General features: G+C 60.8%; 25 protein-coding genes, 1 pseudogene and 1 riboswitch. Of the genes and pseudogenes, 14 read left to right on the top strand and 12 right to left on the bottom strand.

Annotated features, from left to right (window positions below; genetic code table 11):
• Positions 1 to 35: 35 nt before the first annotated feature.
• Positions 36 to 275 carry a hypothetical protein gene (locus M5B96_RS03975; RefSeq protein WP_248795180.1) on the bottom strand — a complete coding sequence of 80 codons (240 nt, stop codon included), beginning with the start codon at positions 273 to 275 and terminating at the stop codon, positions 36 to 38.
• Positions 276 to 582: 307 nt separating this feature from the next.
• On the opposite strand from M5B96_RS03975, the gene M5B96_RS03970 reads away from it, so the two are divergent.
• The 4 genes and pseudogenes from M5B96_RS03970 to M5B96_RS03955 all read left to right on the top strand — a co-directional run bounded on the left by M5B96_RS03970 (position 583) and on the right by M5B96_RS03955 (position 3,909).
• Positions 583 to 1,254, top strand: a complete 672-nt coding sequence (locus M5B96_RS03970) for a polysaccharide lyase family 7 protein (RefSeq protein ID WP_248795179.1) — start codon at positions 583 to 585, stop codon at positions 1,252 to 1,254.
• Between the two features lie 445 nt (positions 1,255 to 1,699).
• Positions 1,700 to 2,185, top strand: coding sequence for an RICIN domain-containing protein (locus M5B96_RS03965; RefSeq protein WP_248795178.1), 486 nt, complete (start codon positions 1,700 to 1,702; stop codon positions 2,183 to 2,185).
• Positions 2,186 to 2,736: 551 nt separating this feature from the next.
• A pseudogene (locus M5B96_RS03960) lies at positions 2,737 to 3,122 on the top strand (DUF3077 domain-containing protein).
• Between the two features lie 328 nt (positions 3,123 to 3,450).
• Positions 3,451 to 3,909 carry an REP-associated tyrosine transposase gene (locus tag M5B96_RS03955; RefSeq protein ID WP_248795177.1) on the top strand — a complete coding sequence of 153 codons (459 nt, stop codon included), beginning with the start codon at positions 3,451 to 3,453 and terminating at the stop codon, positions 3,907 to 3,909.
• A gap of 424 nt (positions 3,910 to 4,333) precedes the next feature.
• On the opposite strand, the gene fba is transcribed toward M5B96_RS03955, so the two are convergent.
• The 6 genes from fba to tkt form a co-directional block, all read right to left on the bottom strand.
• Positions 4,334 to 5,398, bottom strand: coding sequence for a class II fructose-bisphosphate aldolase (gene fba / locus M5B96_RS03950; protein ID WP_248795176.1), 1,065 nt, complete (start codon positions 5,396 to 5,398; stop codon positions 4,334 to 4,336).
• A 245-nt stretch (positions 5,399 to 5,643) separates the two neighbouring features.
• A complete protein-coding gene (locus M5B96_RS03945; protein WP_248795175.1) occupies positions 5,644 to 5,988 on the bottom strand; it encodes an MliC family protein in 345 nt (114 codons plus the stop codon).
• Between the two features lie 59 nt (positions 5,989 to 6,047).
• Positions 6,048 to 6,272, bottom strand: a complete 225-nt coding sequence (locus M5B96_RS03940) for a hypothetical protein (protein WP_248795174.1) — start codon at positions 6,270 to 6,272, stop codon at positions 6,048 to 6,050.
• 32 nt (positions 6,273 to 6,304) lie between these two features.
• Positions 6,305 to 7,468, bottom strand: coding sequence for a phosphoglycerate kinase (locus tag M5B96_RS03935; protein WP_248795173.1), 1,164 nt, complete (start codon positions 7,466 to 7,468; stop codon positions 6,305 to 6,307).
• Positions 7,469 to 7,485: 17 nt separating this feature from the next.
• Positions 7,486 to 8,535: an erythrose-4-phosphate dehydrogenase gene (gene epd, locus M5B96_RS03930; protein ID WP_248795172.1), complete on the bottom strand. Its 1,050-nt coding sequence runs from the start codon at positions 8,533 to 8,535 to the stop codon at positions 7,486 to 7,488.
• Positions 8,536 to 8,767: 232 nt separating this feature from the next.
• Positions 8,768 to 10,765 (bottom strand): transketolase, encoded by a 1,998-nt coding sequence (gene tkt, locus M5B96_RS03925; protein ID WP_248795171.1) that lies wholly within the window; start codon positions 10,763 to 10,765, stop codon positions 8,768 to 8,770.
• Between the two features lie 272 nt (positions 10,766 to 11,037).
• Here tkt and M5B96_RS03920 point away from each other — a divergent pair, with 272 nt between their 5' ends.
• From M5B96_RS03920 to M5B96_RS03900, 5 genes are all read left to right on the top strand, one after another.
• Complete coding sequence (locus M5B96_RS03920; protein ID WP_248795170.1) at positions 11,038 to 12,033, top strand: ArsR/SmtB family transcription factor; 996 nt, start codon at positions 11,038 to 11,040, stop codon at positions 12,031 to 12,033.
• 18 nt (positions 12,034 to 12,051) lie between these two features.
• Positions 12,052 to 13,242, top strand: coding sequence for a methionine adenosyltransferase (gene metK, locus M5B96_RS03915; RefSeq protein ID WP_248795169.1), 1,191 nt, complete (start codon positions 12,052 to 12,054; stop codon positions 13,240 to 13,242).
• 187 nt (positions 13,243 to 13,429) lie between these two features.
• A complete protein-coding gene (locus M5B96_RS03910; protein WP_248795168.1) occupies positions 13,430 to 13,828 on the top strand; it encodes a DUF1090 family protein in 399 nt (132 codons plus the stop codon).
• A gap of 97 nt (positions 13,829 to 13,925) precedes the next feature.
• On the top strand, positions 13,926 to 15,596 hold the full coding sequence (gene ligB, locus M5B96_RS03905) for an NAD-dependent DNA ligase LigB (RefSeq protein ID WP_248795167.1): 1,671 nt from the start codon (positions 13,926 to 13,928) through the stop codon (positions 15,594 to 15,596).
• A gap of 100 nt (positions 15,597 to 15,696) precedes the next feature.
• Complete coding sequence (locus tag M5B96_RS03900) at positions 15,697 to 16,092, top strand: DUF1090 domain-containing protein (RefSeq protein WP_248795166.1); 396 nt, start codon at positions 15,697 to 15,699, stop codon at positions 16,090 to 16,092.
• A gap of 119 nt (positions 16,093 to 16,211) precedes the next feature.
• Here the strand turns inward: M5B96_RS03900 and M5B96_RS03895 are convergent, their stop codons facing one another.
• Positions 16,212 to 16,661, bottom strand: a complete 450-nt coding sequence (locus tag M5B96_RS03895; RefSeq protein WP_248795165.1) for a c-type cytochrome — start codon at positions 16,659 to 16,661, stop codon at positions 16,212 to 16,214.
• Positions 16,662 to 16,807: 146 nt separating this feature from the next.
• Here M5B96_RS03895 and M5B96_RS03890 point away from each other — a divergent pair, with 146 nt between their 5' ends.
• Positions 16,808 to 17,959 carry a murein transglycosylase A gene (locus tag M5B96_RS03890; RefSeq protein WP_248795164.1) on the top strand — a complete coding sequence of 384 codons (1,152 nt, stop codon included), beginning with the start codon at positions 16,808 to 16,810 and terminating at the stop codon, positions 17,957 to 17,959.
• A 97-nt stretch (positions 17,960 to 18,056) separates the two neighbouring features.
• Here the strand turns inward: M5B96_RS03890 and M5B96_RS03885 are convergent, their stop codons facing one another.
• Positions 18,057 to 18,443 carry an MAPEG family protein gene (locus M5B96_RS03885; RefSeq protein ID WP_248795163.1) on the bottom strand — a complete coding sequence of 129 codons (387 nt, stop codon included), beginning with the start codon at positions 18,441 to 18,443 and terminating at the stop codon, positions 18,057 to 18,059.
• 229 nt (positions 18,444 to 18,672) lie between these two features.
• Between M5B96_RS03885 and M5B96_RS03880 the strand changes: the two genes are divergently transcribed.
• Positions 18,673 to 19,836, top strand: a complete 1,164-nt coding sequence (locus tag M5B96_RS03880; RefSeq protein WP_248795162.1) for an MFS transporter — start codon at positions 18,673 to 18,675, stop codon at positions 19,834 to 19,836.
• On the opposite strand, the gene M5B96_RS03875 is transcribed toward M5B96_RS03880, so the two are convergent.
• From M5B96_RS03875 to M5B96_RS03865, 3 genes are all read right to left on the bottom strand, one after another.
• Positions 19,833 to 20,057 carry a helix-turn-helix domain-containing protein gene (locus tag M5B96_RS03875; RefSeq protein WP_248795161.1) on the bottom strand — a complete coding sequence of 75 codons (225 nt, stop codon included), beginning with the start codon at positions 20,055 to 20,057 and terminating at the stop codon, positions 19,833 to 19,835. The genes M5B96_RS03880 and M5B96_RS03875 overlap by 4 nt on opposite strands.
• 12 nt (positions 20,058 to 20,069) lie before the next feature.
• Positions 20,070 to 20,618 carry a DUF2975 domain-containing protein gene (locus tag M5B96_RS03870; RefSeq protein WP_248795160.1) on the bottom strand — a complete coding sequence of 183 codons (549 nt, stop codon included), beginning with the start codon at positions 20,616 to 20,618 and terminating at the stop codon, positions 20,070 to 20,072.
• A gap of 128 nt (positions 20,619 to 20,746) precedes the next feature.
• Positions 20,747 to 21,154: an acyl-CoA thioesterase gene (locus M5B96_RS03865; RefSeq protein ID WP_318654825.1), complete on the bottom strand. Its 408-nt coding sequence runs from the start codon at positions 21,152 to 21,154 to the stop codon at positions 20,747 to 20,749.
• 198 nt (positions 21,155 to 21,352) lie between these two features.
• Positions 21,353 to 21,459, top strand: a riboswitch (S-adenosyl-L-homocysteine riboswitch).
• A gap of 21 nt (positions 21,460 to 21,480) precedes the next feature.
• Here M5B96_RS03865 and M5B96_RS03860 point away from each other — a divergent pair.
• From M5B96_RS03860 to M5B96_RS03850, 3 genes are all read left to right on the top strand, one after another.
• Positions 21,481 to 22,890 carry an adenosylhomocysteinase gene (locus M5B96_RS03860; RefSeq protein ID WP_248795159.1) on the top strand — a complete coding sequence of 470 codons (1,410 nt, stop codon included), beginning with the start codon at positions 21,481 to 21,483 and terminating at the stop codon, positions 22,888 to 22,890.
• A 133-nt stretch (positions 22,891 to 23,023) separates the two neighbouring features.
• Positions 23,024 to 23,869: a methylenetetrahydrofolate reductase [NAD(P)H] gene (metF, locus tag M5B96_RS03855; protein WP_248795158.1), complete on the top strand. Its 846-nt coding sequence runs from the start codon at positions 23,024 to 23,026 to the stop codon at positions 23,867 to 23,869.
• A 100-nt stretch (positions 23,870 to 23,969) separates the two neighbouring features.
• The gene (locus M5B96_RS03850) at positions 23,970 to 24,725 is read left to right on the top strand and encodes a substrate-binding periplasmic protein (RefSeq protein ID WP_248795157.1); all 756 of its coding nucleotides are present in this window, start codon (positions 23,970 to 23,972) and stop codon (positions 24,723 to 24,725) included.
• The last annotated feature ends 171 nt before the right edge of the window (positions 24,726 to 24,896 follow it).

The raw sequence follows: 24,896 nt of genomic DNA, 5'->3' as shown, positions 1-24,896 counted from the left end.
ACCACGGTGACGACCGTCAGTACGGCCGGTCAAGGTTATGAGGTTCTATATTGCGCGATAGGTTCAATTTCGTAGATCTCGTCGAAACGCACCGTATTGTACAAGCCGAATTCGCCATGATAGGTCAGCGTTCGGTGGGTCCAGTCGATGCCACACAGCTCGCCGCGCTCGGACTCCACCGGCCCGCCGTGCAGCCTGCCGCGCAGGGTGATCTTTTGTTTGCGCTTGAAGTACTTCAGATATTCAGGCTCGTTCTGTGCTTCCTCTTTGTCCATAGTGAAACCCTTTTCTTGTTAGCTACCGGACCTTTATCCTGTGAATTCACCTGTTGAAAAACAACTGTCATAAATAACAGGTGTCTATATCGCTTTTTAATAAAAGCTCAACACGATCATTCTATGCATGGCCATAAGCCTCCTGTTCGGCGGCGGATTGACGTCAACCGTTCGCCGGATCGGCGTTAACAAACTATTCTTCAACCGTTATAAAGGACGCCGAAAGCGCGAGCCAAAGCGGTTTGTCTGAATTTTCCCAGACTGAATCGCTGCCCGCGCGCAAGCGGTTTATACGGAAGGAACGGACATGATCGACCTGACAACCTGGAACCTCAGCGTTCCCGTCGGCACTCCGCCAGCGACGATCGATACGCCCAAGCTGGTACAGGGCTTCAAGGATCAATACTTTCACTCCGACAGCGGCACCTTGTTCTTCTGGTCGCCGGTCACCGGTTCCAAGACCGAAAACGCCATCTACCCGCGCAGCGAATTGCGCGAGACCTGGCCCGATGGCCGGCTGCGCAACTGGTTGTACAGCGAGTCCAACAACTACCTGCGCGCCACCCTGGCGGTGAATCAGGTGCCCTCCTCGGGCAAGATCGTCGTCGGCCAGATCCATGCGTACAACAGCACCCAGCCGATGCTCAAGGTCGAGTACCAGTACAAGGACAGCCGCAAGACCGGGATCATCGTGGTGAAGATCCGCAACCACCCCGACGACAAGGAAAGCCGGGTGATCGAGATCGCCGATAACGTCCCCTTGGATAAATCCTTCACTTATGTGATTCACCTGAGTCGCGGCGGCTACCTGAGCGTGCACGCCGCCGATGCGTCCTGGTACACCCAGATCAGCAGCACTTGGCGGGAAAAACCGCTGTATTTCAAGGCCGGGGTCTATGTACAGGACAATACCGGCTATACCAGCGAGGGCGGGAAGGTGACCTTCTACAAGCTCGATATCGATCATGTGAAGAGCTGAGGCCGGCCAATCATACGGCTCACCTGAGTCCGAACACTTACCCTGTGGGAGCGGAGCTTGCCCGCGAAGGGGTCCCTGAGACCGCTAAAATCTTCGCGGACAATCGAACGTCGACCGGCCGCGCCTACCGATCATGTGGCGTTTTCAATAATTCTATTTCCTTAATTGAGCGGCATTGGGGCTTGCCCGCTCGCGCCCCCTAAACTTCACCGACTATTTAAAACACAGCTTTATATTTTAAGGCACTACTCACTATTCGGAAATTGTCTATACACCTGTCACTTCTGACAGTAGACCAGTTTGCAACGCCCGATCAACATGTTCAGCAACGAGCCATCAGAAGTGTATTTTCCCTGAGGCGTTGGTCTACGTGGTGTCACTCCGAAAACAATGTCTATCCAGTAAACATCACGCCTGTACTACACGATGAATAAGGAAACCCATCATGAAAAAAGAAAGCACATCTCCTGAGCAGACGCCCAAGGGCGCCCCTGAGACGCTTTTTCAAGTTACAGCCGGCGTCTATAAGATTCGCACAGCTTTAAACAACTCCAGCCTTGTGGACATGGCACTCACTGAAAATAGCGACCGCACCCATAATGTTAAGCTGTATCACGCCAATGATGAACCCGAGTCCACGTGGCAAATCCATCAAGCACCCAACGGCAAATACCGGATTAAGAATGGAAAACACGCTCATTTATCACTCACAACTAGCGACGACTGGGTAATTGCCAAATCTGACAACACTACATATCCAAATATGTGGACCTTTAAGAAAGCAGACGATGAATTTGTTTTTATCGAAGCTGACAGCAAAGTTATGGACGTGAGAGGTTCCAGCACGAAAGATAACACCCCTATTATCGTTTGGCCCAATCAAGAGTCGAGAAACCAGAAATTCAAACTGATAAAAATAAGGGACCTTTAAAGTCATAGTAAAGCTGTATTGATAGCGCAAGGGTGCCAGTCACCGCATTGGGAAAGATGCGCCGATTGCGGGTCTATTGGCGCATCGCCCTGCTCAACGATTCGATTGCATTGGCTCTTGATACCGCTAAAAGCTTCGTCGGGACGTCGCCCGGATCAAGCCCCGTTTCCACACCGTATCATTTCAGATCCAATGCCCTTAAGTGACCAACAGGGACGACCTGTCAGAATTTTACACTGTCATTTGCAGGGCATTTCCTAGAAAATTGTAATCGCCCCCGAGCGGCTTGCGCCCTTGAATTCTTCGCGTCTAGTCTTCGTTCACCACTGCCTATCAGTGGTCGGATGTGGAAGTCCGAAGCACAGAAAAGTGCACAGAAGCTCAAATACGAATACGACTGTTCGTTCGTGTCATGGCGGCTGTGCGCGGGGTACCTTCGGGTGCGCCGGGGTTTTCTGTGGCCCGGTCTTCCACACCTGCGTACAGCTGCCACCTTCTTGCGTGGAAGTGAGAGCCGGCAGCTTCTTGTCATCCACAGGAAGTCACGAATCATGAAAAAGCTCGTCCCCGATCCACCCATCAACTACCCCATCAGCGCATCACCGCGATCCTCAAGGAAACCAACGAGGCCTTGCTGCAAGTGATGCGCGACAGCAAACGTCCCCTCCTGGACACCCTGCCCTCCACCGGCCTGAGCACCTTTGGCTGCCTCGACGGAGAACATCAACCGTTGTTTGCCGTGCGCCCAGGAATCAGTGCCGAAGAAGCGTTGCGGCATGTTTCTCTGCTGCTGATTGGCGCGGAAGAAATCTCCGATGAAATCACCGAGGCCAGCGGCGTCGAGCGCGGCCTGATCGGCTCCATGGTCCGCTCCGTGGAAATGGCCCGGGCGGTGGTGGATGCATTGCTGGAAGGCGAGGTCATACAGTCGACGTAAAGCTTCAAAACAGAACCAGAAGGGCTAATGTCCGTCAGCAAATAAAATGTGAGGCCGAGCCGGACCTTGTGGCGAGCGGGCTTGCCCGCGCTGGGGTGCGAAGCGCCCCCAAAACCTGCAATCACGGTGTATCAGACGTACCCGGGACCATGGTTTTACGACTGCTGCGCAGCCGAACGCGGGCAAGCCCGCTCGCCACAATTCTGCACCTCCGCACCTCCGCACAAAGAATGGGATCTGTAATACACGGTAAACCTTCCACTCCTTCCATCGTCGTGCGCGCTGCTAGCGTTAGTAACATCTCCTCCAGCAAAGAGAGTGCAACGGATTGCCTCGACATCCCGACTCACATCGCCTGCGTATCGGTCGATACTCCGAACCTGGCCGCGCCTACCTGGTCACGGCAGTGGTGCATAAACGATCACCGCTATTTGCCAACTGGCAGTTGGCACGCTTGCTCGTCGCCGAAATGAGGCGAGCCCATGAGCAAGGCCGGGTGGAATCCATGGCCTGGGTGATCATGCCGGATCACTTCCATTGGCTGTTTCAACTACACCATAGTCATCTCTCACAGGTTATTGGCAGCATCAAATCCCGCAGTACGCTGACCATCAATCGAGCCACTCATGGTTGCGGCCGTTTCTGGCAAAGCGGTTATCACGACCGAGCCATTCGTGATGGCGAAGACTTACGCAACACCGCTCGATACATCGTCGCCAACCCTCTGCGCGCGGGCTTGGTCGAACAGATTGGGGACTACCCGCTGTGGGATGCCATTTGGCTTTGAAGCAAGCAGCCGAAACGATGGCAGGCGATGCTCTCACACCGCCGTTATCCCCTATGTGGCGAGCGGGCTTGCCCGCGCTGGGGTGCGCAGCGCCCCCAAAACCTCTAGGCACGGAGTATCAGATATAGCGCAAACTATGATTTTACGACTGCTACGCAGTCGAACGCGGGCAAGCCCGCTCGCCACAAATACCCGCAAGACTTGAGATCATAATCCTTCGAACAGCACAAAAGACGCCCCCCCGAGTAAATGGATTAAAGATCAGCATTTTTTAACCTATAGCGGACATTTTTCACTGTGCGAACAGTTAGTCCGTCTTGGCGGACATTTCCAAGCATCTGGCGTACGGCGGCTGAATCAAAGCGCTCAAAAAACGAACAATAAAAAACCGTCTTACGACGGTTTTTTATAACCCCAAGTGGTCTTAGTTGACCTTGGCGTTCAACTCACCCTTCAAGTAACGCTGGAACATCGCTTCCAGCGAGACCGGTTTGATCTTCGAAGCGTTGCCGGCAGTACCGAAAGCTTCGTAACGAGCGATACACACGTCACACATGGCCGTCACGGTGGCGCCGAAGAACTTGCGCGGGTCGAACTCGCTCGGGTTGGTGGCCATCAGGCGACGCATGGCACCGGTGGAAGCCAGGCGCAGGTCGGTGTCGATGTTGACCTTGCGCACGCCGTGCTTGATGCCTTCGACGATTTCCTCAACCGGCACGCCGTAGGTTTCCTTGATGTCGCCACCGTACTGGTTGATGATCGCCAGCCACTCTTGCGGCACCGACGACGAACCGTGCATGACCAGGTGGGTGTTGGGGATGCGCTTGTGGATTTCCTTGATGCGGTCGATCGCCAGCACGTCGCCGGTAGGCGGCTTGGTGAACTTGTAGGCGCCGTGGCTGGTGCCGATGGCGATAGCCAGGGCGTCGACCTGGGTCTTCTTGACGAAGTCCGCGGCTTCTTCGGGGTCGGTCAGCATCTGGCTGTGATCGAGCACGCCTTCGGCGCCGATACCATCTTCTTCACCGGCCATGCCGGTTTCCAGCGAACCCAGGCAACCCAGCTCGCCTTCAACTGAAACGCCACAGGCGTGGGCCATGGCCACGGTCTGTTGGGTCACGCGGACGTTGTATTCGTAGTCGGTCGGGGTCTTGCCGTCTTCGCCAAGGGAACCGTCCATCATCACCGAGCTGAAGCCCAACTGGATGGAGCGCTGGCAGACGTCCGGGCTGGTGCCGTGGTCCTGGTGCATGCACACCGGGATATGCGGGAACTCTTCGATGGCGGCCAGGATCAGGTGCCGCAGGAACGGCGCGCCAGCGTATTTGCGGGCACCGGCCGAAGCCTGGACGATCACCGGGGAGTCAGTCTTGTCAGCGGCTTCCATGATGGCGCGCATCTGCTCAAGGTTGTTGACGTTGAAGGCTGGAACGCCGTAGCCGAATTCGGCTGCGTGGTCCAACATCTGGCGCATGCTGATAAGTGCCATTGTGCGTGTCTCTCCCGGTCGAGGGTCGTTAATCGTGCAAGCCTGCCGGAGCGGCGGCTGCTATTCAAGTCATTGCAGATCAGGGGTTACCCCGGATCGCTGGTTCAGTCGTACAAAAATCCTCTGGGTCGACACGTCCTTTGTAGGAGCTGGCTTGCCGGCGATGAGGCCAGTCAGCCTTGCATCGCCTGATCGGCCGTCATAGCCGGCAAGCCAGGCTCCTGCAAGGGTTGTATCTCCCCGGCCTAGGGCGCCTTGCAGGCCCGGCCGATCAAATCGTTGGTGGCAACCCAGTAAACCAGGCCTTCCTCACCTTTTTTGTGAAACGCCAAGACGTTGTCGCTGTACAGCACACCACTGTCGACCGCACCGGCCTCGGGCTTGAGGCGATAGACTTGGTCCCCGCTGGCCAAACGCACGTCAACCGCCCGCTGCGCACTGTCGGTATAACGCCAGAACACTTCGGCCTGGCTGTCACAGGTCCAGCGTGTCCAGTTGTCCGCCGGAGCCGACGACTGGTTGAAAGTGGCATTGAAGGCGGCGCAGCCACCCAGTGCTACCAGTGAAACAAGGGCGATTAAGCCTTTCATGCCGGTTCCTCGACTGGCGACCCCTGGCCGCCAGCACTGCATGTAGTGAATCTGACCCGTCAAGGACAACCCTGTTCCCGGGTCCCGGACGCTGTGTCGTATTTTTCCAACCCGTCCGGGCCCAGGCGCTTGTTGATCACCGGGGCGGTTTCCGCCTGCCAGTCGGCCTGGTAGCAACCTTTATCGGCCGCCGGAGCGGCCTCCGCCGCAGGTACGGCCTTGGGCTTGCCGGCACAACCGACCAGCAAACCGGCCAGGACCAGCAACGTCAACGGCTTGACCATATGAAGACTCCCTGTCGAAGGCCAGTACCGGCTCAACCCTTGGCGCGGCTTTCCAGCACTTCCACGGCCGGCAGTACCTTGCCCTCGACGAATTCGAGGAAGGCGCCACCACCGGTGGAAATGTAGGAGATATCCTTGGCAACGCCATACTTGTCGATGGCCGCCAGGGTGTCGCCACCGCCGGCAATGGAAAACGCCGAGCTATCGGCGATGGCCTGGGCCAGGACCTTGGTGCCGTTGCCGAACTGGTCGAATTCGAACACCCCGACCGGACCGTTCCACAGGATGGTCTTCGACGACTTCAGCAGTTCGGCAAAGTGCGCGGCGGTCTGCGGGCCGATGTCGAGGATCATGTCGTCAGCGGCGACGTCGGCGATCAGTTTCACCGTAGCCACGGCGCTCTCGGCGAACTCCTTGGCCACCACCACGTCCACCGGCAACGGCACGCTGACCTTGGCCGCGATGGCGCGGGCAGTGTCCAGCAGGTCCGGCTCGTAGAGGGACTTGCCCACCGGATGACCGGCCGCCGCGAGGAAGGTGTTGGCGATACCGCCACCCACAATCAGTTGGTTGCAGATCTGGCTCAGGCTGTTGAGCACGTCGAGCTTGGTCGAGACCTTGGAGCCGGCGACGATGGCGGCCATCGGCTGGGCCGGCGCGCCCAGGGCCTTGCCCAGAGCCTCCAGTTCGGCGGCGAGCAAGGGACCCGCAGCGGCGACCTTGGCAAACTTGGCCACACCGTGGGTCGACCCCTCGGCACGGTGCGCGGTGCCGAAGGCGTCCATCACGAACACGTCGCACAGGGCGGCGTATTGCTTGGCCAGCTCGTCGGCGTTCTTTTTCTCGCCCTTGTTGAAGCGCACGTTTTCGAACAGCACGATATCGCCGGCCTTGACCTCGACACCGTTCAGGTAGTCGGCCACCAGCGGCACTTCGCGGCCCAGGGCCTTGCCCAGGTAGTCGGCGACCGGTTTGAGGCTGTTCTCGGCCGAGAACTCGCCTTCGGTCGGACGGCCCAGGTGCGAGCAGATCATGACTGCCGCGCCTTTTTCCAGGGCCAGCTTGATGGTCGGCAGCGAGGCCAGGATACGCGCATCGCTGGTGACAACTCCGTCCTTGACGGGGACGTTGAGGTCTTCGCGGATCAGTACGCGCTTACCTTGCAGATCGAGGTCGGTCATCTTCAACACGGTCATGGGTCGCAATCTCTGGTTTACGGTTTGTGGTGAATGGTGTGCAGGTAGTGCTCTGCAACATCCAGCATTCGGTTGGCAAAACCCCATTCGTTGTCGAACCAGGCCAGTACGTTTACCAGCCGCGGGCCGGAAACTCGGGTCTGACTCGCATCGACAATCGCCGAATGGGGGTCATGGTTGAAATCACAGCTGGCGTGGGGCAGCTCGGTATAGGCCAGCAGGCCCTTGAGCGGGCCATGGGTGGCGGCCTCGCGCAGGATCCGGTTGACCTCCCCGGCATCGGTGTCGCTGACGGTCTGCATCGTAATGTCGAGGCAGGACACGTTGACCGTCGGCACCCGTACGGCTTTGGCCTGGATTCGGCCGGCAAGTTCCGGCAGCAGGCGTTCGATACCACGGGCCAGGCCAGTGGACACCGGGATCACCGACTGGAACGCCGACCGCGTGCGGCGCAGGTCTTCGGCGTGGTAGGCGTCGATCACCGGCTGGTCGTTCATCGCCGAGTGGATGGTGGTGATGGAGACGTATTCCAGCCCGATGGCCTGGTCCAGCAGGCGTAGCAACGGCACCCCGCAGTTGGTGGTGCAGGAGGCATTGGACACCAGGCGCTCGTCGCCGGTCAGGCAGTCCTGGTTGACGCCGTAGACGATGGTGGCGTCGACATCGGTCTCGCTGGCCATCGGCTGGGAAAACAGCACCCGGGGGGCGCCGGCGGCGAGGAAGCGCTCGCCGTCCTCGCGGGTGTGATAGGCGCCGGAACACTCCAGCACCAGGTCGACGTCGAGCGCGGCCCAGTCGATTTGTTCGGGGGAGGCACAGCGGAAGACTTTCACGCAGTGGCCATTGATATGCAGACAATCGTCCTCGACCCGCACTTCGCCGGGAAAGCGACCGTGGGTGGAGTCGAAACGTGTCAGGTATTCGAGGCTGGCCATATCGGCCAGATCGTTGAGGGCAACGATTTCAAAAGCGGCCCGATCCCCTCGCTCGAACAGCGCACGCAGGACACAACGACCGATACGGCCGTAGCCGTTGAGTGCAACTCTGTAAGGACGCGGTTGGGGCATGGGGATCTCGCCGAAGCTTGAATATCAAGCACCCCATGCCGAGGCAGGGGTTTTGTGGGAACGGGCTTGCCTGTGAGCCTGGGAGTGAGGCGGTGTCTGTGAGGCCGCCTTCGCGGGCAAGCTCCGCTCCCACAGGTTTGATGTCGAGCCAGAATTCCTTGGCCAGGCACCGATACTGTGGGAGCGGAGCTTGCCCGCGAAGAAGCCGGAGCAGGCGCCGCCACTCTCGAACTCAGTCTTCCAGCAGCTCTTCAGCCTGGCCCAGGATGTTTTCCAGGGTGAAGCCGAACTCCTCGAACAAGGCTGGCGCAGGCGCCGACTCGCCGTAGGTGGTCATGCCGATCACACGACCTTCCAGGCCCACGTACTTGTACCAGTAGTCGGCATGCGCGGCTTCGATGGCGATCCGCGCGCCCACTTGCAGCGGCAATACCGCCTGCTTGTAGCTGGCGTCCTGGGCATCGAAGATGCTCGTGCAGGGCATCGACACCACACGGACCTTGCGGCCCTGTTCGGTCAGCTTGTCGAACGCCTGCACCGCCAGGCCCACTTCCGAACCGGTGGCGATCAGGATCAGCTCAGGCTCGCCGGCGCAATCCTTCAATACATAACCACCGCGGTTGATGCATTCGATCTGCACGGCATCGCGGTGCTGATGTTGCAGGTTCTGCCGCGAGAAAATCAGCGCCGAAGGACCGTCCTTGCGCTCGATGGCATTTTTCCAGGCCACGGCGGATTCCACCGCGTCGGCCGGACGCCAGGTGTCGAGGTTCGGCGTGCACCGCAGGCTCGCCAGTTGCTCGATCGGCTGGTGGGTCGGACCGTCTTCGCCCAGACCGATGGAGTCGTGGGTATAGACATGGATCACGCGCTTCTTCATCAGCGCCGACATGCGTACCGCGTTGCGCGCGTATTCCATGAACATCAGGAAGGTCGCACCGTAAGGCACCAGGCCGCCGTGCAGGGAGACACCGTTCATGATCGCGGTCATGCCGAATTCGCGCACGCCGTAGTACATGTAGTTGCCGCTGGCGTCTTCGGCGCTGACGCCCTTGCAACCTTTCCATAGGGTCAGGTTGGAACCGGCCAGGTCGGCCGAACCGCCGAGCAGCTCAGGCAACAGCGGGCCGAAGGCGTTCAGGGTGTTCTGGCTGGCCTTGCGGCTGGCGATGGTTTCGCCCTTGGCCGCGACTTCGGCGATATAGGCCGAGGCTTTTTCCGAGAAATCCGCCGGCAGTTCGCCGCTCAGGCGACGCACCAGTTCATTGGCTTCCACCGGGAAGGCCGCGGAGTAGGCAGCGAAACGCTGGTCCCACTCGGCTTCGACAGCACGACCGGCTTCCTTGGCATCCCACTCGGCATAGATATCGGCCGGGATTTCGAACGGGCCGTAATTCCACTTCAGCGCCGCCCGGGTCAGGGCGATTTCCGCGTCACCCAGCGGGGCGCCGTGGCAATCTTCCTTGCCTTGCTTGTTCGGCGAACCGAAGCCGATGGTGGTCTTGCAGCAGATCAGGGTCGGACGCTCGCTTTTGCGCGCGGTCTCGATGGCGGTCTTGATCTCTTCCGGATCATGCCCGTCGACGTTGCGGATCACCTGCCAGTTGTAGGCTTCGAAACGCTTTGGCGTATCGTCGGTGAACCAGCCTTCGACTTCGCCGTCGATGGAGATGCCGTTGTCATCGTAGAAGGCGATCAGCTTGCCCAGGTCCAGGGTCCCGGCCAGGGAAGCGACTTCGTGGGAAATACCTTCCATCATGCAACCGTCACCAAGGAACACATAGGTGTGGTGGTCGACGATGTTGTGGCCCGGGCGGTTGAACTGCGCGGCCAGGACTTTCTCCGCCAGGGCGAAGCCGACGGCGTTGGCCAGACCTTGGCCGAGCGGGCCGGTAGTGGTTTCCACGCCCGGGGTGTAGCCGTATTCCGGGTGACCCGGGGTGCGGCTGTGCAACTGACGGAAGTTTTTCAGGTCGTCGATCGACAGGTCGTAGCCGGTCAGGTGCAGCAACGAGTAGATCAGCATCGAGCCATGGCCGTTGGACAGCACGAAACGGTCACGGTCGGCGAACGACGGGTTGCTCGGGTTGTGCTTCAGGTAGTCACGCCACAGTACTTCGGCAATATCCGCCATACCCATGGGGGCACCGGGATGGCCGCTGTTGGCTTTTTGCACGGCATCCATGCTGAGGGCACGAATGGCGTTGGCACGCTCACGACGGCTGGGCATCGCTGATCTCCTGGGGATGTTGATTCGAAAGTAAATAAAACGAAACGGAAAAAAGGCGAGCATTTTCCCTCAGGGACCGCCAAGGGGCAATGACAGATAGTCACCGCAAGGCGTTTTTCCTGCGGATAGTTGCGCATTCCTCGGATGAAACCTTTCCGCCGTGGATCTGTATAGACCAGCGCAGGCCTGAAAGTGCCACTTATCGTTCAATATCAAAACTTTTTGATATTGGTCTTGCTAGGCCGTCGATGGGTCACTAGACTGCTGGCCTTATGAATTTACGTGTGCCCGCGATTCGTCATGACGCCAGCGACGACCTGTCCGCCCTGTGCAAGGCTGGCGGCGATCCGTTGCGCCTGAACGTCTTGCGCGCCCTGGCCAACGATTCGTTCGGCGTGCTGGAGCTGGCGCAGATCTTCGGCATCGGCCAATCGGGCATGAGTCACCATCTGAAGGTACTGGCCCAGGCCGACCTGGTGGCGACCCGTCGCGAAGGCAATGCAATCTTCTACCGCCGTGCCCTGCCCCACACTGAACGACTGGGTGGCAAGCTGCACGCGGCGCTGCTGGAGGAAGTCGACGAGCTCGACCTGCCAGGTGATGTGCAAGCCCGTATCGGCTTGGTACACGGCCAGCGTGCCGCCGCCAGCCAGGACTTTTTCTCACGGGTGGCGGAGAAATTCCGCGCCCAGCAAGACTTGATCGCCGGCCTGCCGCAGTACCGCGAAAGTGTCCTCGCACTGCTCGACAAGCTGAGCTTCGGCCCCCAGGCCACCGCCCTGGAAGTCGGCCCCGGCGACGGCGCCTTCCTGCCGGAACTGGCACGGCGCTTCCAGCAGGTCACGGCGCTGGACAACAGTCCGGCCATGCTCGAACTGGCCCGCCAGGTGTGCGAGCGCGAGGCGCTGGGCAATGTCAGCCTGCAACTGGCCGATGCCTTGCAAGACCAGCATGGGCCGGTCGACTGCGTGGTCTTGAACATGGTGCTGCACCATTTCGCCGCGCCGGCCGAGGCCCTCAAGCAGATGGCCGGCCTGCTGCAACCTGGCGGTAGTTTGTTAGTGACAGAATTGTGTAGCCACAACCAGAGCTGGGCCAGGGAGGCCTGCGGTGATCTCTGGTTGGGGTTCGAACAGGACGATCTGGCCCGTTGGGCCATCGCCGCGGGGCTCATGCCCGAGGACAGCCTCTATGTAGGCTTACGTAATGGTTTCCAGATTCAGGTTCGCCATTTTCAGCGACCGGCTGGCACCACTCTCCATCGGTAACTCAGGAAAACCATCGATATGAGCGAATATTCCGTTTTCACCTCCGAGTCCGTGTCCGAAGGGCATCCGGACAAAATCGCCGACCAGATCTCCGATGCGGTGCTGGATGCCATCATTGCTGAAGACAAGTTCGCCCGCGTCGCGTGCGAAACCCTGGTGAAAACCGGTGTCGCCATCATCGCTGGCGAAGTGACCACGTCGGCCTGGGTCGACCTCGAAGACATCGTCCGTAACGTGATCCTCGACATCGGCTACAACAGCTCCGACGTCGGCTTCGACGGCGCCACCTGCGGCGTGATGAACATCATCGGCAAGCAGTCGGTGGACATCGCCCAGGGCGTTGACCGCAGCAAGCCGGAAGACCAGGGTGCCGGTGACCAGGGCCTGATGTTCGGCTACGCCAGCAACGAGACCGCGGAACTGATGCCCGCGCCGATCGCCTTCTCCCACCAACTGGTGCAGCGCCAGGCCGAAGCCCGTAAATCCGGCCTGCTGCCTTGGCTGCGCCCGGACGCCAAGTCGCAAGTGACTTGCCGTTACGAAGGCGGCAAGGTTGTCGGTATCGACGCCATCGTGCTGTCGACCCAGCACAATCCGGAAGTCTCCTATAAAGACCTGCGCGAAGGCGTGATGGAACTGATCGTCAAGCACGTGCTGCCTGCCGAGCTGCTGACCAAGGACACCCAGTTCCACATCAACCCGACCGGCAACTTCATCATCGGTGGCCCGGTGGGCGACTGCGGACTGACCGGCCGCAAGATCATCGTCGACAGCTACGGCGGCATGGCCCGTCACGGCGGTGGCGCGTTCTCCGGCAAGGATCCATCCAAGGTTGACCGTTCCGCCGCCTACGCCGGTCGCTACGTGGCCAAGAACATCGTTGCCGCCGGCCTCGCCGACCGTTGCGAAATCCAGGTGTCCTACGCCATCGGCGTCGCTCAACCGACCTCGATCTCATTGAACACCTTCGGCACCGGCAAGATCAGCGATGACAAGATCATCAAGCTGGTTCGCGAAATCTTCGACCTGCGCCCATACGCCATCACCACCATGCTCGACCTGCTGCACCCGATGTACCAGGAAACCGCGGCCTACGGCCACTTCGGTCGCACCCCGGAGCAGAAGACTGTCGGCGACGACACCTTTACCACCTTCACCTGGGAAAAGACCGACCGCGTCGACGCGCTGCGCGCGGCTGCCGGCCTGTAATGTAGCCTGCGTCACAAAAGCCCCCCATGGCTGGCCATGGGGGGCTTTTTCATGCCTGGCGAAACTTGCACGCCGGGGCACGGATCCCTAGAATCGCGCCCCCTCTCGAACCCTTTCCCACTTGGATATTGCGCGGCGCCTGTTCGAGATTCCCTTTCGTGCCGCCAATCGAACATTGAGGTTTGTCATGCGTTTCTCCACTCTCGCCCCTGCCGCCATCCTGCTCGGCCTGTTCTCCCTGTCCGCCCAGGCCGCCGACCTCAGTACCCTGGCCGGTGGCCTGACCTCGCAACTGGGCGGCGGCGCGGCCGCACCAGCAACGGCCACCACCGCAGGCTCGGGCCCGTGCAACAAGCAGATCCAGGACCTGCAGGCGAAGATCGACAGCGCCAAGGCCAAGGGCGACGACCTGAAGGTCAGCGGCCTGCAAATGGCCATGGACCAGGCATCCAAGGGCTGCACCAAGCTCAACGGTCAGGCGGCCGCGGCCCCACAAGCAGCCGCGGCCCCCGCGACTGCCGGCCAAGACCCCAAGGCCCAGGCCGCGGATGCTGGCATGAAGGCACTGGGTGGCCTGCTCAAGTAAGCTGACACACGCAGTAAAAAAGCCCCGCCGGTCGCGGGGCTTTTTTATGCGTGACGTGATCTAGGCTTGGGTTTTAGTTCGAGCAAGGATGCTCAGAATGCGCCTGTTCAGTGGTTTCCTGCTGTTTGCCCTCTGCCTCGCGGCCCATGCCCAGACGTGCCCGGACTGGCAGGCGGAACGCGCCCGAGGCGAAATCGACGCCCTGCAGGAGCAGTTGGCCGAATGGGACCACGGCTACCATCGCCTGGGCCTCTCGGCGCTGGCCGACGAACTCTACGACCAATCCCGCCTGCGCCTTGAGCAATGGCGCGCCTGTTTCCAACACCCCTCGGGCAAGCCGGCAACAGCGGCAGGCGCGAGCGGCCCCGCCCGCCACCCGAGCGCCCATACCGGCCTCGACAAACTGCCCGACGCCGAGGCAGTCCGGGCCTGGATGCGGGGTCGCGCGGGCCTGTGGATTCAGCCCAAGGTCGATGGCGTGGCCGTCACCCTGGTGTATCGCCGGGGCCGGCTGCACCAGGCCATCAGCCGCGGCGACGGCTTGAGCGGGCAGGACTGGACCGCCTCGGCGCGCAAGATTCCGGCAATCCCCGACAGCTTGCCGGTGGTCCGCGACCTGGTCCTGCAAGGCGAGTTGTACTGGCGTTTGCCGAACCATGTGCAGGCCCGCCAAGGCAGCCTGAATGCCCGGGGCACGGTGGCCGGGTTGATGGCCCGACACCAGCTTGGCCGTGCGGAGGCGGCGGGTATCGGCCTGTTTGTCTGGGACTGGCCGGAGGGGCCGGCGACACAGGAGGAACGGCTGGACGAATTGCAGGCACTGGGCTTCCCGGACAGCAAGACCTACAGCCAGCCCATCGCCGATTTCAACGAAGCGCGGTACTGGCGCGATCACTGGTACCGCCAGCCGTTGCCGTTCGCCAGCGACGGCATCGTCCTGCGCCAGAGCCGGCGGCCCGCCGCAACAGCCTGGCAGGCCCAGCCGCCCTCCTGGAGCGTGGCCTGGAAATACCCCCATGCCCAGGCCTTGGCCCATGTGCGCAAGGTCAGTTTCAACGTCGGGCGCACCGGGCGAATTACCCCGATGCTGGAACTGACGCCGGTACGACTCGATGACCGCCGGATCAAACGGGTCAGTCTCGGCTCGCTGCAACGCTGGCAAGCCCTGGATATCCGCCCCGGCGACCAGGTGGCGATCAGCCTCGCCGGCCTGACCATTCCGCGCCTGGACAGCGTGGTCTGGCGCAGCCAGCAACGTGAGCCGCTGTCCATCCCCGACCCCAGGCACTTCCATGCCCTGAGTTGCTGGGAATATGGCCCGGGCTGCGAAAGCCAGTTTCTCGCCCGCCTGCGCTGGCTAAGCGGCAAGCAGGGGTTGGATCTGCCGCACCTGGGCGGCGGCACCTGGGAAAAGCTGCTGGCCAGCGGACGGGTCACGCGACTGCTCGATTGGTTAACCCTGGAGGGGGAAGAGCTTGCTACCATTGCCGGCTTCGGCCCGCGCAGCCATGCGCGATGGCTGGAGACGCTGCAGTTGGCCCGACAACGGTCGTTCGAGCGCTGGCTCAAGGCGCTGGGGCTGCCTCCCAGCGCGACGGCTGCGCTGGACGAGCCCTGGCCGGTATTGGCAAGCCGTACGGCCGAGGGGTGGCAGGCGATACCCGGTATCGGCGCGGAGCGGGCCATGCAACTGAGCGCATTTTTCCGCGCCCAGGAAGTACAGGCCCTGGCCGAATCATTACGTGATGCCGGGATCGCGGGATTTTAAGGAGACAATCCCTGTCTATTTCAGATTATTCATACAGACAGCACGGCCATCTATTTTCAGAGTGACTGTTTTTCAATCAGTGTTTCAGTCCGGAGTGTTTATGCGATTTTTTCCACCGCTGGCGGTTTTCACCTTGTGCAGCGTCCTGGCCGCCCCCCTGCTGGCCGCCGAAGAACCCACCGAACTGACCGGTTGCGCGGCCAAGCGCCAGGCCATCAGCAGCCAACTCGAGATCGCCAGGGCCCAGGGCAACAGCGAACAACAGGCCGGCCTGGAAAAGGCACTCGATGAAGTGACCACCCATTGCACCGATGCCTCGCTGAAAAGGGAGCGGGAAAACAAGGTGCTCGACGCCAAGCACGAAGTCAGCCGCCGTCAGGCCGACCTCGACAAGGCGATGAAAAAGGGCGATCCGGACAAGATCAATAAACGCAAGGAAAAGCTCGCCGAGTCACGCAAGGACTTGCAGAACGCGCTGGATGAGCTGGACAAGTAGGCCGGCGGAATTGAAAACACCGTACAACCAGGAGCGGGCTTGCCAGCGATGGCGATCTCACATTCATCACCGCCTCGCCGGCAAGCCAGCTCCTACATTAGTCTCCGCCGCTCTTGCTCTCAATGATCGCGAAATTCCTTATGACAGGCATCGCAAGCATCCTCGACCTTCTCGACCGCCGGCTTCAGGGTACTGGCCTTGTAAGGCTGGACCTGACTGGCAACCCGCAGCTCCCCGGTAGCCGCTTCCAGCGAACGCGCCAGCTCCTGGAAATGTGCCTGCTTCTGCCAGACCGTGTCCTTGGCGCTGGTATGCTCCGCTTCCTTGACTTGCGGGAAGTGCTTCCACGGCTCACGGGACAGGCTGTCGAGCTGGTTCGCCCCCGTGACGAAACGCGGTCCGTCGAACGGGATACGGCCACGCAACATGCCACCCAGGTCTTCGCTGGTCTTGAGCATCTGCTTGAAAATGGCCTTGCGTTGTCCCAACGGGGAGTCAGGATCGACGCCGCCGCAAGCACTGAGGGTCAGGCAGGCCAGCAATACAACAGAAAGGCTTTTAAGAGTCATGATGGCTTCAGGTCACGGGAAACGGCGGCCAGTATCCTCGTCTCATCACCAAAGACCAATAGCTGGAAGCGCCCTTAACCACACTAAGTCAATGGATTTGCTGAACAGAGTCTGAACAGGCAATCACCCTAGGAATTTACTGCTGTATGAACACCACTTTCAAACGATTGGCCGCAAGCCTTTGCGTCCTCGCCCTGCTCGCCGGCTGCAAGCCCAAGCAACCCCCAGCGCCCCCGCCCCCCGTGACCACCTACCTCAAGACGGACTGGCAGGCGCTGCCGACAGTGTCCGACGCGGACCTGCAGGCGGGTTTCAGTTCGTGGCGCAGCGCCTGCGCCCGGCTCAAGGCCGATGCCAACTGGGGCCCGACCTGCCTGGCAGCCGCCAATGTGGCCGATACCCCGGCGACCATCCGCGACTTTCTCCAGCAGAACCTCGAGGTCTACGGCCTACGCTCGGCACAGAACAGTGCCGACGGCCTGATCACCGGCTACTACGAGCCGGTCTACCCTGGCAGCCTGACCCAGACCGCCAGGGCCACGGTGCCGGTCTATGGCGTACCGGACGACCTGATCATCGTGCAGCTCGACAGCCTCTACCCCGAACTCAAGGGCAAGCGCCTGCGCGGCCGGCTGGAAGGTCGCGTGGTGAAACCCTATGACGACGCGGCGCTGATCGCCACCCAGGGCGTCAAGGCTCCGGTACTGGCCTGGCTGACCGACCCGATGGACCTGCAATTCCTGCAGATCCAGGGCTCGGGGCGGATTCGCCTGGACAACGGCCAACAGTTGCGGATCGGTTACGCCGACCAGAACGGCTACCCCTACCGCGCGATCGGTCGCTGGCTGGTGGAACAGGGCGAGTTGAAGAAGGAAGACGTCACCATGGGCGCCATCAGCGCCTGGGCCAAGGCCCATCCGACGCGGATCCCGCAATTGCTCGGCAGCAACCCCAGCTATGTGTTCTTCGCCCGCAACCCGGACAGCAACGAAGGGCCACGCGGTTCGCTGAACGTGCCGCTGACCGCCGGTTATAGCGTGGCGGTGGATCGCAAGGTGATCCCGCTGGGCAGTTTGTTGTGGTTGTCGACCACCAAGCCGGACGGCAGTGCCCTGGTCCGCCCGGTGGCGGCCCAGGATACTGGCGGCGCGATTGCCGGCGAGGTCCGCGCCGACCTGTTCTGGGGTACTGGCGATGCGGCGGGGCAACTGGCCGGGGATATGAAGCAGAAAGGTAATATCTGGATGCTGTGGCCCAAGGGCGTGGCGCTGCCCAAGGCGCCGGATGTCGGTAGCTGATCCTGCGCCGCCCGTTCGATCGCCTTCGCGGCGGTGCGGAGCTTGCCCGCGAAGAGGCCCGGACAGAAGCTGTATAACCCAATGACTGAAACGCCCCTCAGATCGACACGAAAAAGAACGCCGCGATCAGGGCCACGCCGACAAACCACACCAGCGAGCGCAGCATCGCCCAATCCGCCAGGTAGCAGATGATGTAGAGCAGGCGGCTGGTGATGAACAGCACCGCCAGCACATTGATGGTCACCAGCGATGCGACGCCGGCGATATGGGCAATGATCACCGCCGCGGCAAACGCCGGAGTGACCTCGAAACTGTTCAACTGCGCCGAATGGGCGCGCTTGGCGAAACCCTCCAGGCCTTCGAGAAAGGCTCGGGGATCATGATTCTCCCGCGGGCCGAACTTGCCGCCACTGAACTTGGCGATGCCAATGCACAGGTAAGGCAGGAAAATCGCGATCAATACACACCAGAAAGCAGCGGTCATAACAAATTCCTTGAAAAGTGCCCGACGGCGTCGCCCACAACACTAGCGCATAACCGGACACACCACAGAAACCGATTCGCCAACGCTGTGCAGCTGTTTATACTGAGCGCACCACGCCGCACTTCATGCGCATAGACCTATTCCTATAAATTCCGCTTCTGCTCGATCGCTCGCGATCGGGCCAGTGGCATGCGTACACCCGGCCCTGCTGCCCAAAGAGATCGACCGCATGCCGCTCGCCTTGCTTGCCCTCGCCATTGCCGCCTTTGGCATCGGCACCACCGAATTCGTCATCATGGGCCTTCTGCCCGATGTCGCCCACGACCTGGGCGTCAGCATTCCCAACGCCGGCCTACTGATCACCGGATACGCCCTGGGCGTGGTCTTCGGTGCGCCGATCCTGGCCATCGGCACCGCGAACATGCCGCGCAAGGCCACGCTGCTGGGCATGACCCTGATGTTCATTCTCGGCAATATGCTCTGCGCCCTGGCACCGAACTACGCCACCCTGATGGCCGCACGGGTGGTCACGGCGTTGTGCCATGGCGCGTTCTTCGGCATCGGTTCGGTGGTGGCCGCAGGCCTGGTCGCCCCCAATAAACGGGCCCAGGCGATTGCAATGATGTTCACCGGCCTGACCCTGGCCAATGTGCTCGGCGTACCGCTGGGCACCGCCCTGGGGCAATACGCCGGCTGGCGTTCGACCTTCTGGGCGGTGTCGGTAATCGGGGTGATCGCGGCCATCGCGCAGTGGGTCTGGCTGCCGAAGCACATCGCCATGGACAAGGCTGACCTGGCCAGCGAGTTCCGCGTCCTGGGCAAGAGCAATGTGCTGCTGGCCCTGGGCATGAGCGTGCTGGCCTCCACCAGCCTGTTCAGCGTCTTCACCTATATCGCGCCGATCCTGCGGGACGTCACCGGCGTCAGCCCCCACGGCGTCACCCTCATGCTGTTGTTGTTCGGCGTCGGCCTGACGGCGGGCAGCATGCTCGGCGGGCGCCTGGCCGACAGCCGCTTGCTGCCGGCGCTGGTGGGCATGGCCCTGGCGGTGGTGCTGGTGCTGGCGGCGTTCAGCCAGACCAGCCGCGCGCTGATCCCGGCGGCGATCACCCTGGTGCTGTGGGGGATCTTTGCCTTTGCCCTGTGTCCGATCCTGCAACTGCTGATCATCGACCAGGCCCATGAAGCACCGAACCTGGGTTCGACCCTGAACCAGAGCGCCTTCAACCTGGGCAATGCCGCCGGCGCCTGGATCGGCGGGCTGGTGGTCGGCAGCGGTATCGACCTGGCGGACCTGCCATGGACCGGGGCGTTGAGCGGCTGCGTCACGCTGCTGGCGGCGCTGTTCTTTATCTTCCAGCAGCGCCGCAACCGGCAACTGGTCAACGCTTAAGCGTCAGCGTCTTTCACCACTGGTTGGTATTTCAGCAGATCGCCGGGCTGACAATCGAGCGCCTCACAAATGGCCTCGAGGGTCGCCAGGCGAAAACCCTTGACCTTGCCCTGCTTCAACAACGACAGGTTCTGCTCGGTAATGCCAATTCGTGCCGCCAGGTCCTTGGACTTGACCTTGCGCATGGCCAGCATCACATCCAGCGTTATTTCAATCGGCATCGACACGTCCTACTAGATGAATTGTTGATTCTCACGGGCCATCTGGCAGGCATTACCCATGATCCGCGCCACCAGCATGACCGCGGCGGCCAGGAACAAGGCCACCAGTTGAGCAGGGCTGAAGCCGAGACTCAGCAGGCGCTCTCCCGGTGGCAGCAACAGGGTTATCCACACGCTCATCAGCGGGTACAGCAGCACACTGCACAGCACCCAAAGGCTGACACTCTTGCCCAGCGCGCCCAGCAAGTCGGCGGTTTCCCGGGAAAAATACTCACCTTGCGCATAGGTCTGGAACAATGCACGCAACGCTTCCAGGCCACGCGTCAGGATCAGCAACGGAATGCTGCTCAGCAGCATGCCACCGCCCACCTGCCACCAGGGCATGACGGCAATATCGACCTCAAGCTCCCCGACCAGGGCGGTCAGGTTGAAGCCCAACCCGTGCTCGACCAGCACCGGAAACAGCCAGCAAGCCAGGTTCAACAGCAACATGCTCACCAGCAAGACCAAGGTGGCATTTGCCAACCAACGACTGTGCCTGATCAAACGATCTTCGTTCATTGAATACTCCTGTCAGTTCTTTGGTCGGATGACCCGGCAAAGAAACTAACAGGGAATAAAATTATCGCAAAACGATAATTTATTGCAAAATAACAACAAAAAATGCCCTTATGCCACAACCCAACCGATCACTTCTGGACCGGCTCGTCGTCCTTGAACTGATCCTTCACATAGCGGATCTCGGTCCGCCCGTGAGGCGATGGCAGGCCATCCTCGCCGAGATTGACGAAGACCATCTTTTCCACGGTCAGGATGCTTTTGCGGGTGATCTTGTTGCGCACTTCGCAAGTCAGGGTAATGGACGTACGGCCGAACTCGGTGGCGGTGATGCCCAGCTCGATGATGTCGCCCTGGCGCGAGGCGCTGACAAAGTTGATTTCCGAGATGTACTTGGTCACCACGCGCTGGTTGCCCAGTTGGACGATGGCGTAGATCGCCGCTTCCTCGTCGATCCAGCGCAACAGGCTACCGCCGAACAGCGTGCCGTTGGGGTTGAGGTCTTCGGGTTTGACCCATTTGCGGGTGTGGAAATTCATGCTCACTCCTGACCGTCTTGCCGATTGATACCCGGCATCATGGCAGAGCGGACGGTCAAGCTCCATGCAGGGTCGACTATGGTCGTCATCGACAATCTTGATGTTGCCGACAGAAACCCTTGGGAAGTCCGTTCCGGGCAGCTATAATGCCCACCGTTTCAAAACGGTCATCTTCCCTTGATACCGTTTTCCCGCCACCTGTCCGAGGGGCGCTGCAGCAGGTTCGACCTGTCAGGCTCGGATGGGGCGTTGTTCGCTCGGGGCTCCCTGCACGGACACTAAACGCACAACGGCGCCCATTCGCATACTACGAATGGAGGCTCTTCATGAGCGCTGTCAACACGCCTGCAGATTTCAACGACTATAAAGTCGCCGACATGTCCCTGGCTGCCTGGGGCCGTCGCGAAACCATCATCGCCGAATCGGAAATGCCGGCCCTGATGGGTCTGCGCCGCAAATACGCCGGTGAGCTGCCACTCAAAGGCGCCAAGATCATCGGCTGCATCCACATGACCATCCAGACCGCCGTGCTGATCGAGACCCTGGTTGTCCTGGGTGCCGAAGTGCGCTGGTCGTCCTGCAACATCTTCTCGACCCAGGACCAGGCCGCTGCCGCCATCGCCGCCGCCGGTATCCCGGTGTTCGCCTGGAAAGGCGAAACCGAGCAAGAGTACGAGTGGTGCATCGAGCAGACCATCCTGAAAGACGGTCAGCCTTGGGACGCCAACATGATCCTCGACGACGGCGGCGACCTGACCGAGATCATCCACAAGAAATACCCGGCCATGCTGGAGAAAATCCACGGCGTGACCGAAGAGACCACCACTGGCGTGCACCGCCTGCTGGACATGCTGGCCAAGGGCGAGCTGAAAATCCCGGCCATCAACGTCAACGACTCGGTGACCAAGAGCAAGAACGACAACAAGTACGGCTGCCGTCACAGCCTGAACGATGCCATCAAGCGCGGCACCGACCACCTGCTGTCCGGCAAGCAAGCGCTGGTGATCGGCTACGGTGACGTGGGCAAGGGCTCGGCCCAGTCCCTGCGTCAGGAAGGCATGATCGTCAAGGTCTCCGAAGTCGACCCGATCTGCGCCATGCAAGCCTGCATGGACGGTTTCGAAGTGGTTTCGCCGTTCCTCAACGGCCTGAACGACGGCACCACCGCCAGCATCGACACTGCCCTGCTGGGCAAGATCGACCTGATCGTGACCACCACCGGTAACGTCAATGTCTGCGATGCGAACATGCTCAAGGCCCTGAAGAAGCGTGCCGTGGTCTGCAACATCGGTCACTTCGACAACGAAATCGACACCGCTTTCATGCGCAAGAACTGGGCTTGGGAAGAAGTAAAGCCACAGGTGCACAAGATCCACCGCACCGGCCATGGCGATTTCGACCCACAGAACGACGACTACCTGATCCTGCTGGCCGAAGGCCGCCTGGTGAACCTGGGCAACGCCACTGGTCACCCGAGCCGCATCATGGACGGCTCGTTCGCCAACCAGGTACTGGCACAGATCTTCCTGTTCGGCCAGAAATACGCCGACCTGTCCGCCGCTCAGAAAGCCGAGCGCCTGACCGTTGAAGTACTGCCGAAGAAACTCGACGAAGAAGTGGCCCTGGAAATGGTCCGCGGCTTCGGCGGCGTGGTCACCCAACTGACCAAGACCCAGGCCGACTACATCGGCGTGGCCGTCGAAGGTCCGTTCAAGCCGCACGCCTATCGCTACTGATACGCCCGGCTCCTTGTAGGCGCGAGCTTGCTCGCGATAGCGGTGTCACCGAGACTCCGCATCGCGTTCATCGCGAGCAAGCTTACGCCTACGAGAGCCAGCGTCCGGCTTTCGCGTTTCCAAGGATCCGACCATGTCCCAAGATCGTCGCTACAGCTTCGAGTTCTTCCCGACCAAGACCGACGCTGGGCAGGAAAAACTGCTCGCCACTGCCCGTCAGTTGGCCAGCTACAATCCCGACTTCTTCTCCTGCACCTACGGTGCCGGTGGCTCGACCCGCGACCGCACGATCAACACCGTGCTGCAGCTCGAGAGCGAAGTGAAGATTCCCGCCGCACCGCACCTGTCCTGCGTCGGCGACAGCAAGGCCGACTTGCGCGGCCTGCTGGAACAATACAAGGGCGCCGGCATCCAGCGCATCGTCGCCCTGCGCGGTGACCTGCCTTCCGGCATGGGCATGGCCAGCGGCGAATTGCTGCACGCCAATGACCTGGTGAGCTTCATTCGTGAAGAAACCGGCAGTCACTTCCATATCGAAGTCGCCGCCTACCCGGAAATGCACCCGCAAGCACGCAATTTCGAAGAAGACCTGCGCAATTTCGTGCGCAAGGCCAACGCCGGCGCCGACAGTGCGATCACCCAGTACTTCTTCAACGCCGACAGCTACTTCTATTTCGTCGAGCGTGTCCGGGCGATGGGCGTGAATATCCCGATCGTGCCGGGCATCATGCCGATCACCAACTACAGCAAGCTCGCGCGGTTCTCCGACGCCTGCGGCGCGGAAATCCCGCGCTGGATCCGCAAGCAACTGGAAGCCTACGGTGATGACACCAAGAGCATCCAGGCCTTCGGCGAGCAAGTGATCAGCCAGATGTGCGACCGCCTGCTGCAAGGTGGCGCTCCAGGGTTGCACTTCTACACCCTGAACCAGGCGGAACCGAGCCTGGCGATCTGGAACAATCTGAAGCTGCCGCGCTGAAAACTGCAAGCCCCTGGAAATCCGGGGGCTGCAATCCGGTCATCCGAGAGAAAACGCTCCAGAGCTTCTATTCGCTGCTCTAGCGTCGTACTCTCCAGCCATGTCCGTCATTGCCCGCCTTCTGACAGCCGTGCTTTTTGCCAGCCTGAGCTTCGCCGCTCAAGGTGAAAAGCTGCGTATTGTCACCGAACCCTGGGCCCCTTACGTCTACGAAGAAAACGGCCAGGCCAAAGGGCTCGACTACGAAACCACGGCCATTGTCTTCCAGCGCCTGGGCGTCGAGGTGGACTGGCAGTTCCTGCCCTGGAAACGCTGCCTGATGCTGCTGGAACAAGGCCAGGCCGATGGTGCCCTGGATATCTTCCAGAACCACGAGCGCGACAACAGCCTGCTCTACCCCGGCGAGCCCTTGTCGGAGGTGGAGTTCGTGTTGTTCTATGCCAAGGCCCGCCCTCACCCATTCAGCACCCCCGGCGATCTCAAGGGCCTGACCGTCGGCACCTCACCCGGTTATCTATACGGTTCGGTGTTCAAGGACACCACGGACCTCAAGCGCGAAGACGGGCCCAGTCACGAAGCCAACTTCGGCAAACTGGTCCGCGGCCGCATCGACCTGCTGATCACCGATCGCCGGGTCGGCCAACGCCTCTTGAAACAACTTCAGCTGCAGGACCAGGTCGACCAGTACCCGAAGGTGATTGCCCGGGAAAACCAGTACCTGGCGGTCCGTCGCAACGCCGGGATGGACCTGCTGGTCCAGCGCTTCGGCACCGAGTTGCGGCGTTTCAAGCATGAACCGGCCTATGCCGAGCTGGTTGCCCGCTATACTGACAAGGCCAAAAACCCAAAGCCTTGAAGCATTCGCGACCTGTAGGAGCCGGCTTGCCGGCGATGGCGGCCGACCAGGCGATGCAAGGCTCACGGGCCTCATCGCCGGCAAGCCGGCTCCTACAAAAGAAGCACGTATTGGCGCCACGATAACGAAAGCACAAACCGTTGAGCAGCAGGAAAGCGGCGCGCGGCGTTT

Source organism: Pseudomonas sp. MWU13-2105 (genome assembly GCF_023242315.1).
In the GTDB taxonomy this organism is placed as follows: domain Bacteria; phylum Pseudomonadota; class Gammaproteobacteria; order Pseudomonadales; family Pseudomonadaceae; genus Aquipseudomonas.
Note: the sequence above shows the minus strand (reverse complement) of the source record. Positions and strands in the feature narration are given on the sequence as shown.

Excerpts from the sequence above, each read along its gene's own strand:
- metF (WP_248795158.1), top strand. The coding sequence starts at position 23,024 with ATGTCCCAAGATCGTCGCTACAGCTTCGAGTTCTTCCCGACCAAGACC.
- M5B96_RS03865 (WP_318654825.1), bottom strand. The coding sequence starts at position 21,154 with ATGAATTTCCACACCCGCAAATGGGTCAAACCCGAAGACCTCAACCCC.
- M5B96_RS03935 (WP_248795173.1), bottom strand. The coding sequence starts at position 7,468 with ATGACCGTGTTGAAGATGACCGACCTCGATCTGCAAGGTAAGCGCGTA.
- metK (WP_248795169.1), top strand. The coding sequence starts at position 12,052 with ATGAGCGAATATTCCGTTTTCACCTCCGAGTCCGTGTCCGAAGGGCAT.
- ligB (WP_248795167.1), top strand. The coding sequence starts at position 13,926 with ATGCGCCTGTTCAGTGGTTTCCTGCTGTTTGCCCTCTGCCTCGCGGCC.
- M5B96_RS03895 (WP_248795165.1), bottom strand. The coding sequence starts at position 16,661 with ATGACTCTTAAAAGCCTTTCTGTTGTATTGCTGGCCTGCCTGACCCTC.
- epd (WP_248795172.1), bottom strand. The coding sequence starts at position 8,535 with ATGCCCCAACCGCGTCCTTACAGAGTTGCACTCAACGGCTACGGCCGT.
- M5B96_RS03850 (WP_248795157.1), top strand. The coding sequence starts at position 23,970 with ATGTCCGTCATTGCCCGCCTTCTGACAGCCGTGCTTTTTGCCAGCCTG.
- M5B96_RS03890 (WP_248795164.1), top strand. The coding sequence starts at position 16,808 with ATGAACACCACTTTCAAACGATTGGCCGCAAGCCTTTGCGTCCTCGCC.
- M5B96_RS03900 (WP_248795166.1), top strand. The coding sequence starts at position 15,697 with ATGCGATTTTTTCCACCGCTGGCGGTTTTCACCTTGTGCAGCGTCCTG.
- M5B96_RS03880 (WP_248795162.1), top strand. The coding sequence starts at position 18,673 with ATGCCGCTCGCCTTGCTTGCCCTCGCCATTGCCGCCTTTGGCATCGGC.
- M5B96_RS03920 (WP_248795170.1), top strand. The coding sequence starts at position 11,038 with ATGAATTTACGTGTGCCCGCGATTCGTCATGACGCCAGCGACGACCTG.
- tkt (WP_248795171.1), bottom strand. The coding sequence starts at position 10,765 with ATGCCCAGCCGTCGTGAGCGTGCCAACGCCATTCGTGCCCTCAGCATG.
- M5B96_RS03910 (WP_248795168.1), top strand. The coding sequence starts at position 13,430 with ATGCGTTTCTCCACTCTCGCCCCTGCCGCCATCCTGCTCGGCCTGTTC.
- M5B96_RS03870 (WP_248795160.1), bottom strand. The coding sequence starts at position 20,618 with ATGAACGAAGATCGTTTGATCAGGCACAGTCGTTGGTTGGCAAATGCC.
- M5B96_RS03940 (WP_248795174.1), bottom strand. The coding sequence starts at position 6,272 with ATGGTCAAGCCGTTGACGTTGCTGGTCCTGGCCGGTTTGCTGGTCGGT.
- M5B96_RS03860 (WP_248795159.1), top strand. The coding sequence starts at position 21,481 with ATGAGCGCTGTCAACACGCCTGCAGATTTCAACGACTATAAAGTCGCC.
- M5B96_RS03975 (WP_248795180.1), bottom strand. The coding sequence starts at position 275 with ATGGACAAAGAGGAAGCACAGAACGAGCCTGAATATCTGAAGTACTTC.
- M5B96_RS03965 (WP_248795178.1), top strand. The coding sequence starts at position 1,700 with ATGAAAAAAGAAAGCACATCTCCTGAGCAGACGCCCAAGGGCGCCCCT.
- M5B96_RS03885 (WP_248795163.1), bottom strand. The coding sequence starts at position 18,443 with ATGACCGCTGCTTTCTGGTGTGTATTGATCGCGATTTTCCTGCCTTAC.
- M5B96_RS03945 (WP_248795175.1), bottom strand. The coding sequence starts at position 5,988 with ATGAAAGGCTTAATCGCCCTTGTTTCACTGGTAGCACTGGGTGGCTGC.
- fba (WP_248795176.1), bottom strand. The coding sequence starts at position 5,398 with ATGGCACTTATCAGCATGCGCCAGATGTTGGACCACGCAGCCGAATTC.
- M5B96_RS03970 (WP_248795179.1), top strand. The coding sequence starts at position 583 with ATGATCGACCTGACAACCTGGAACCTCAGCGTTCCCGTCGGCACTCCG.
- M5B96_RS03875 (WP_248795161.1), bottom strand. The coding sequence starts at position 20,057 with ATGCCGATTGAAATAACGCTGGATGTGATGCTGGCCATGCGCAAGGTC.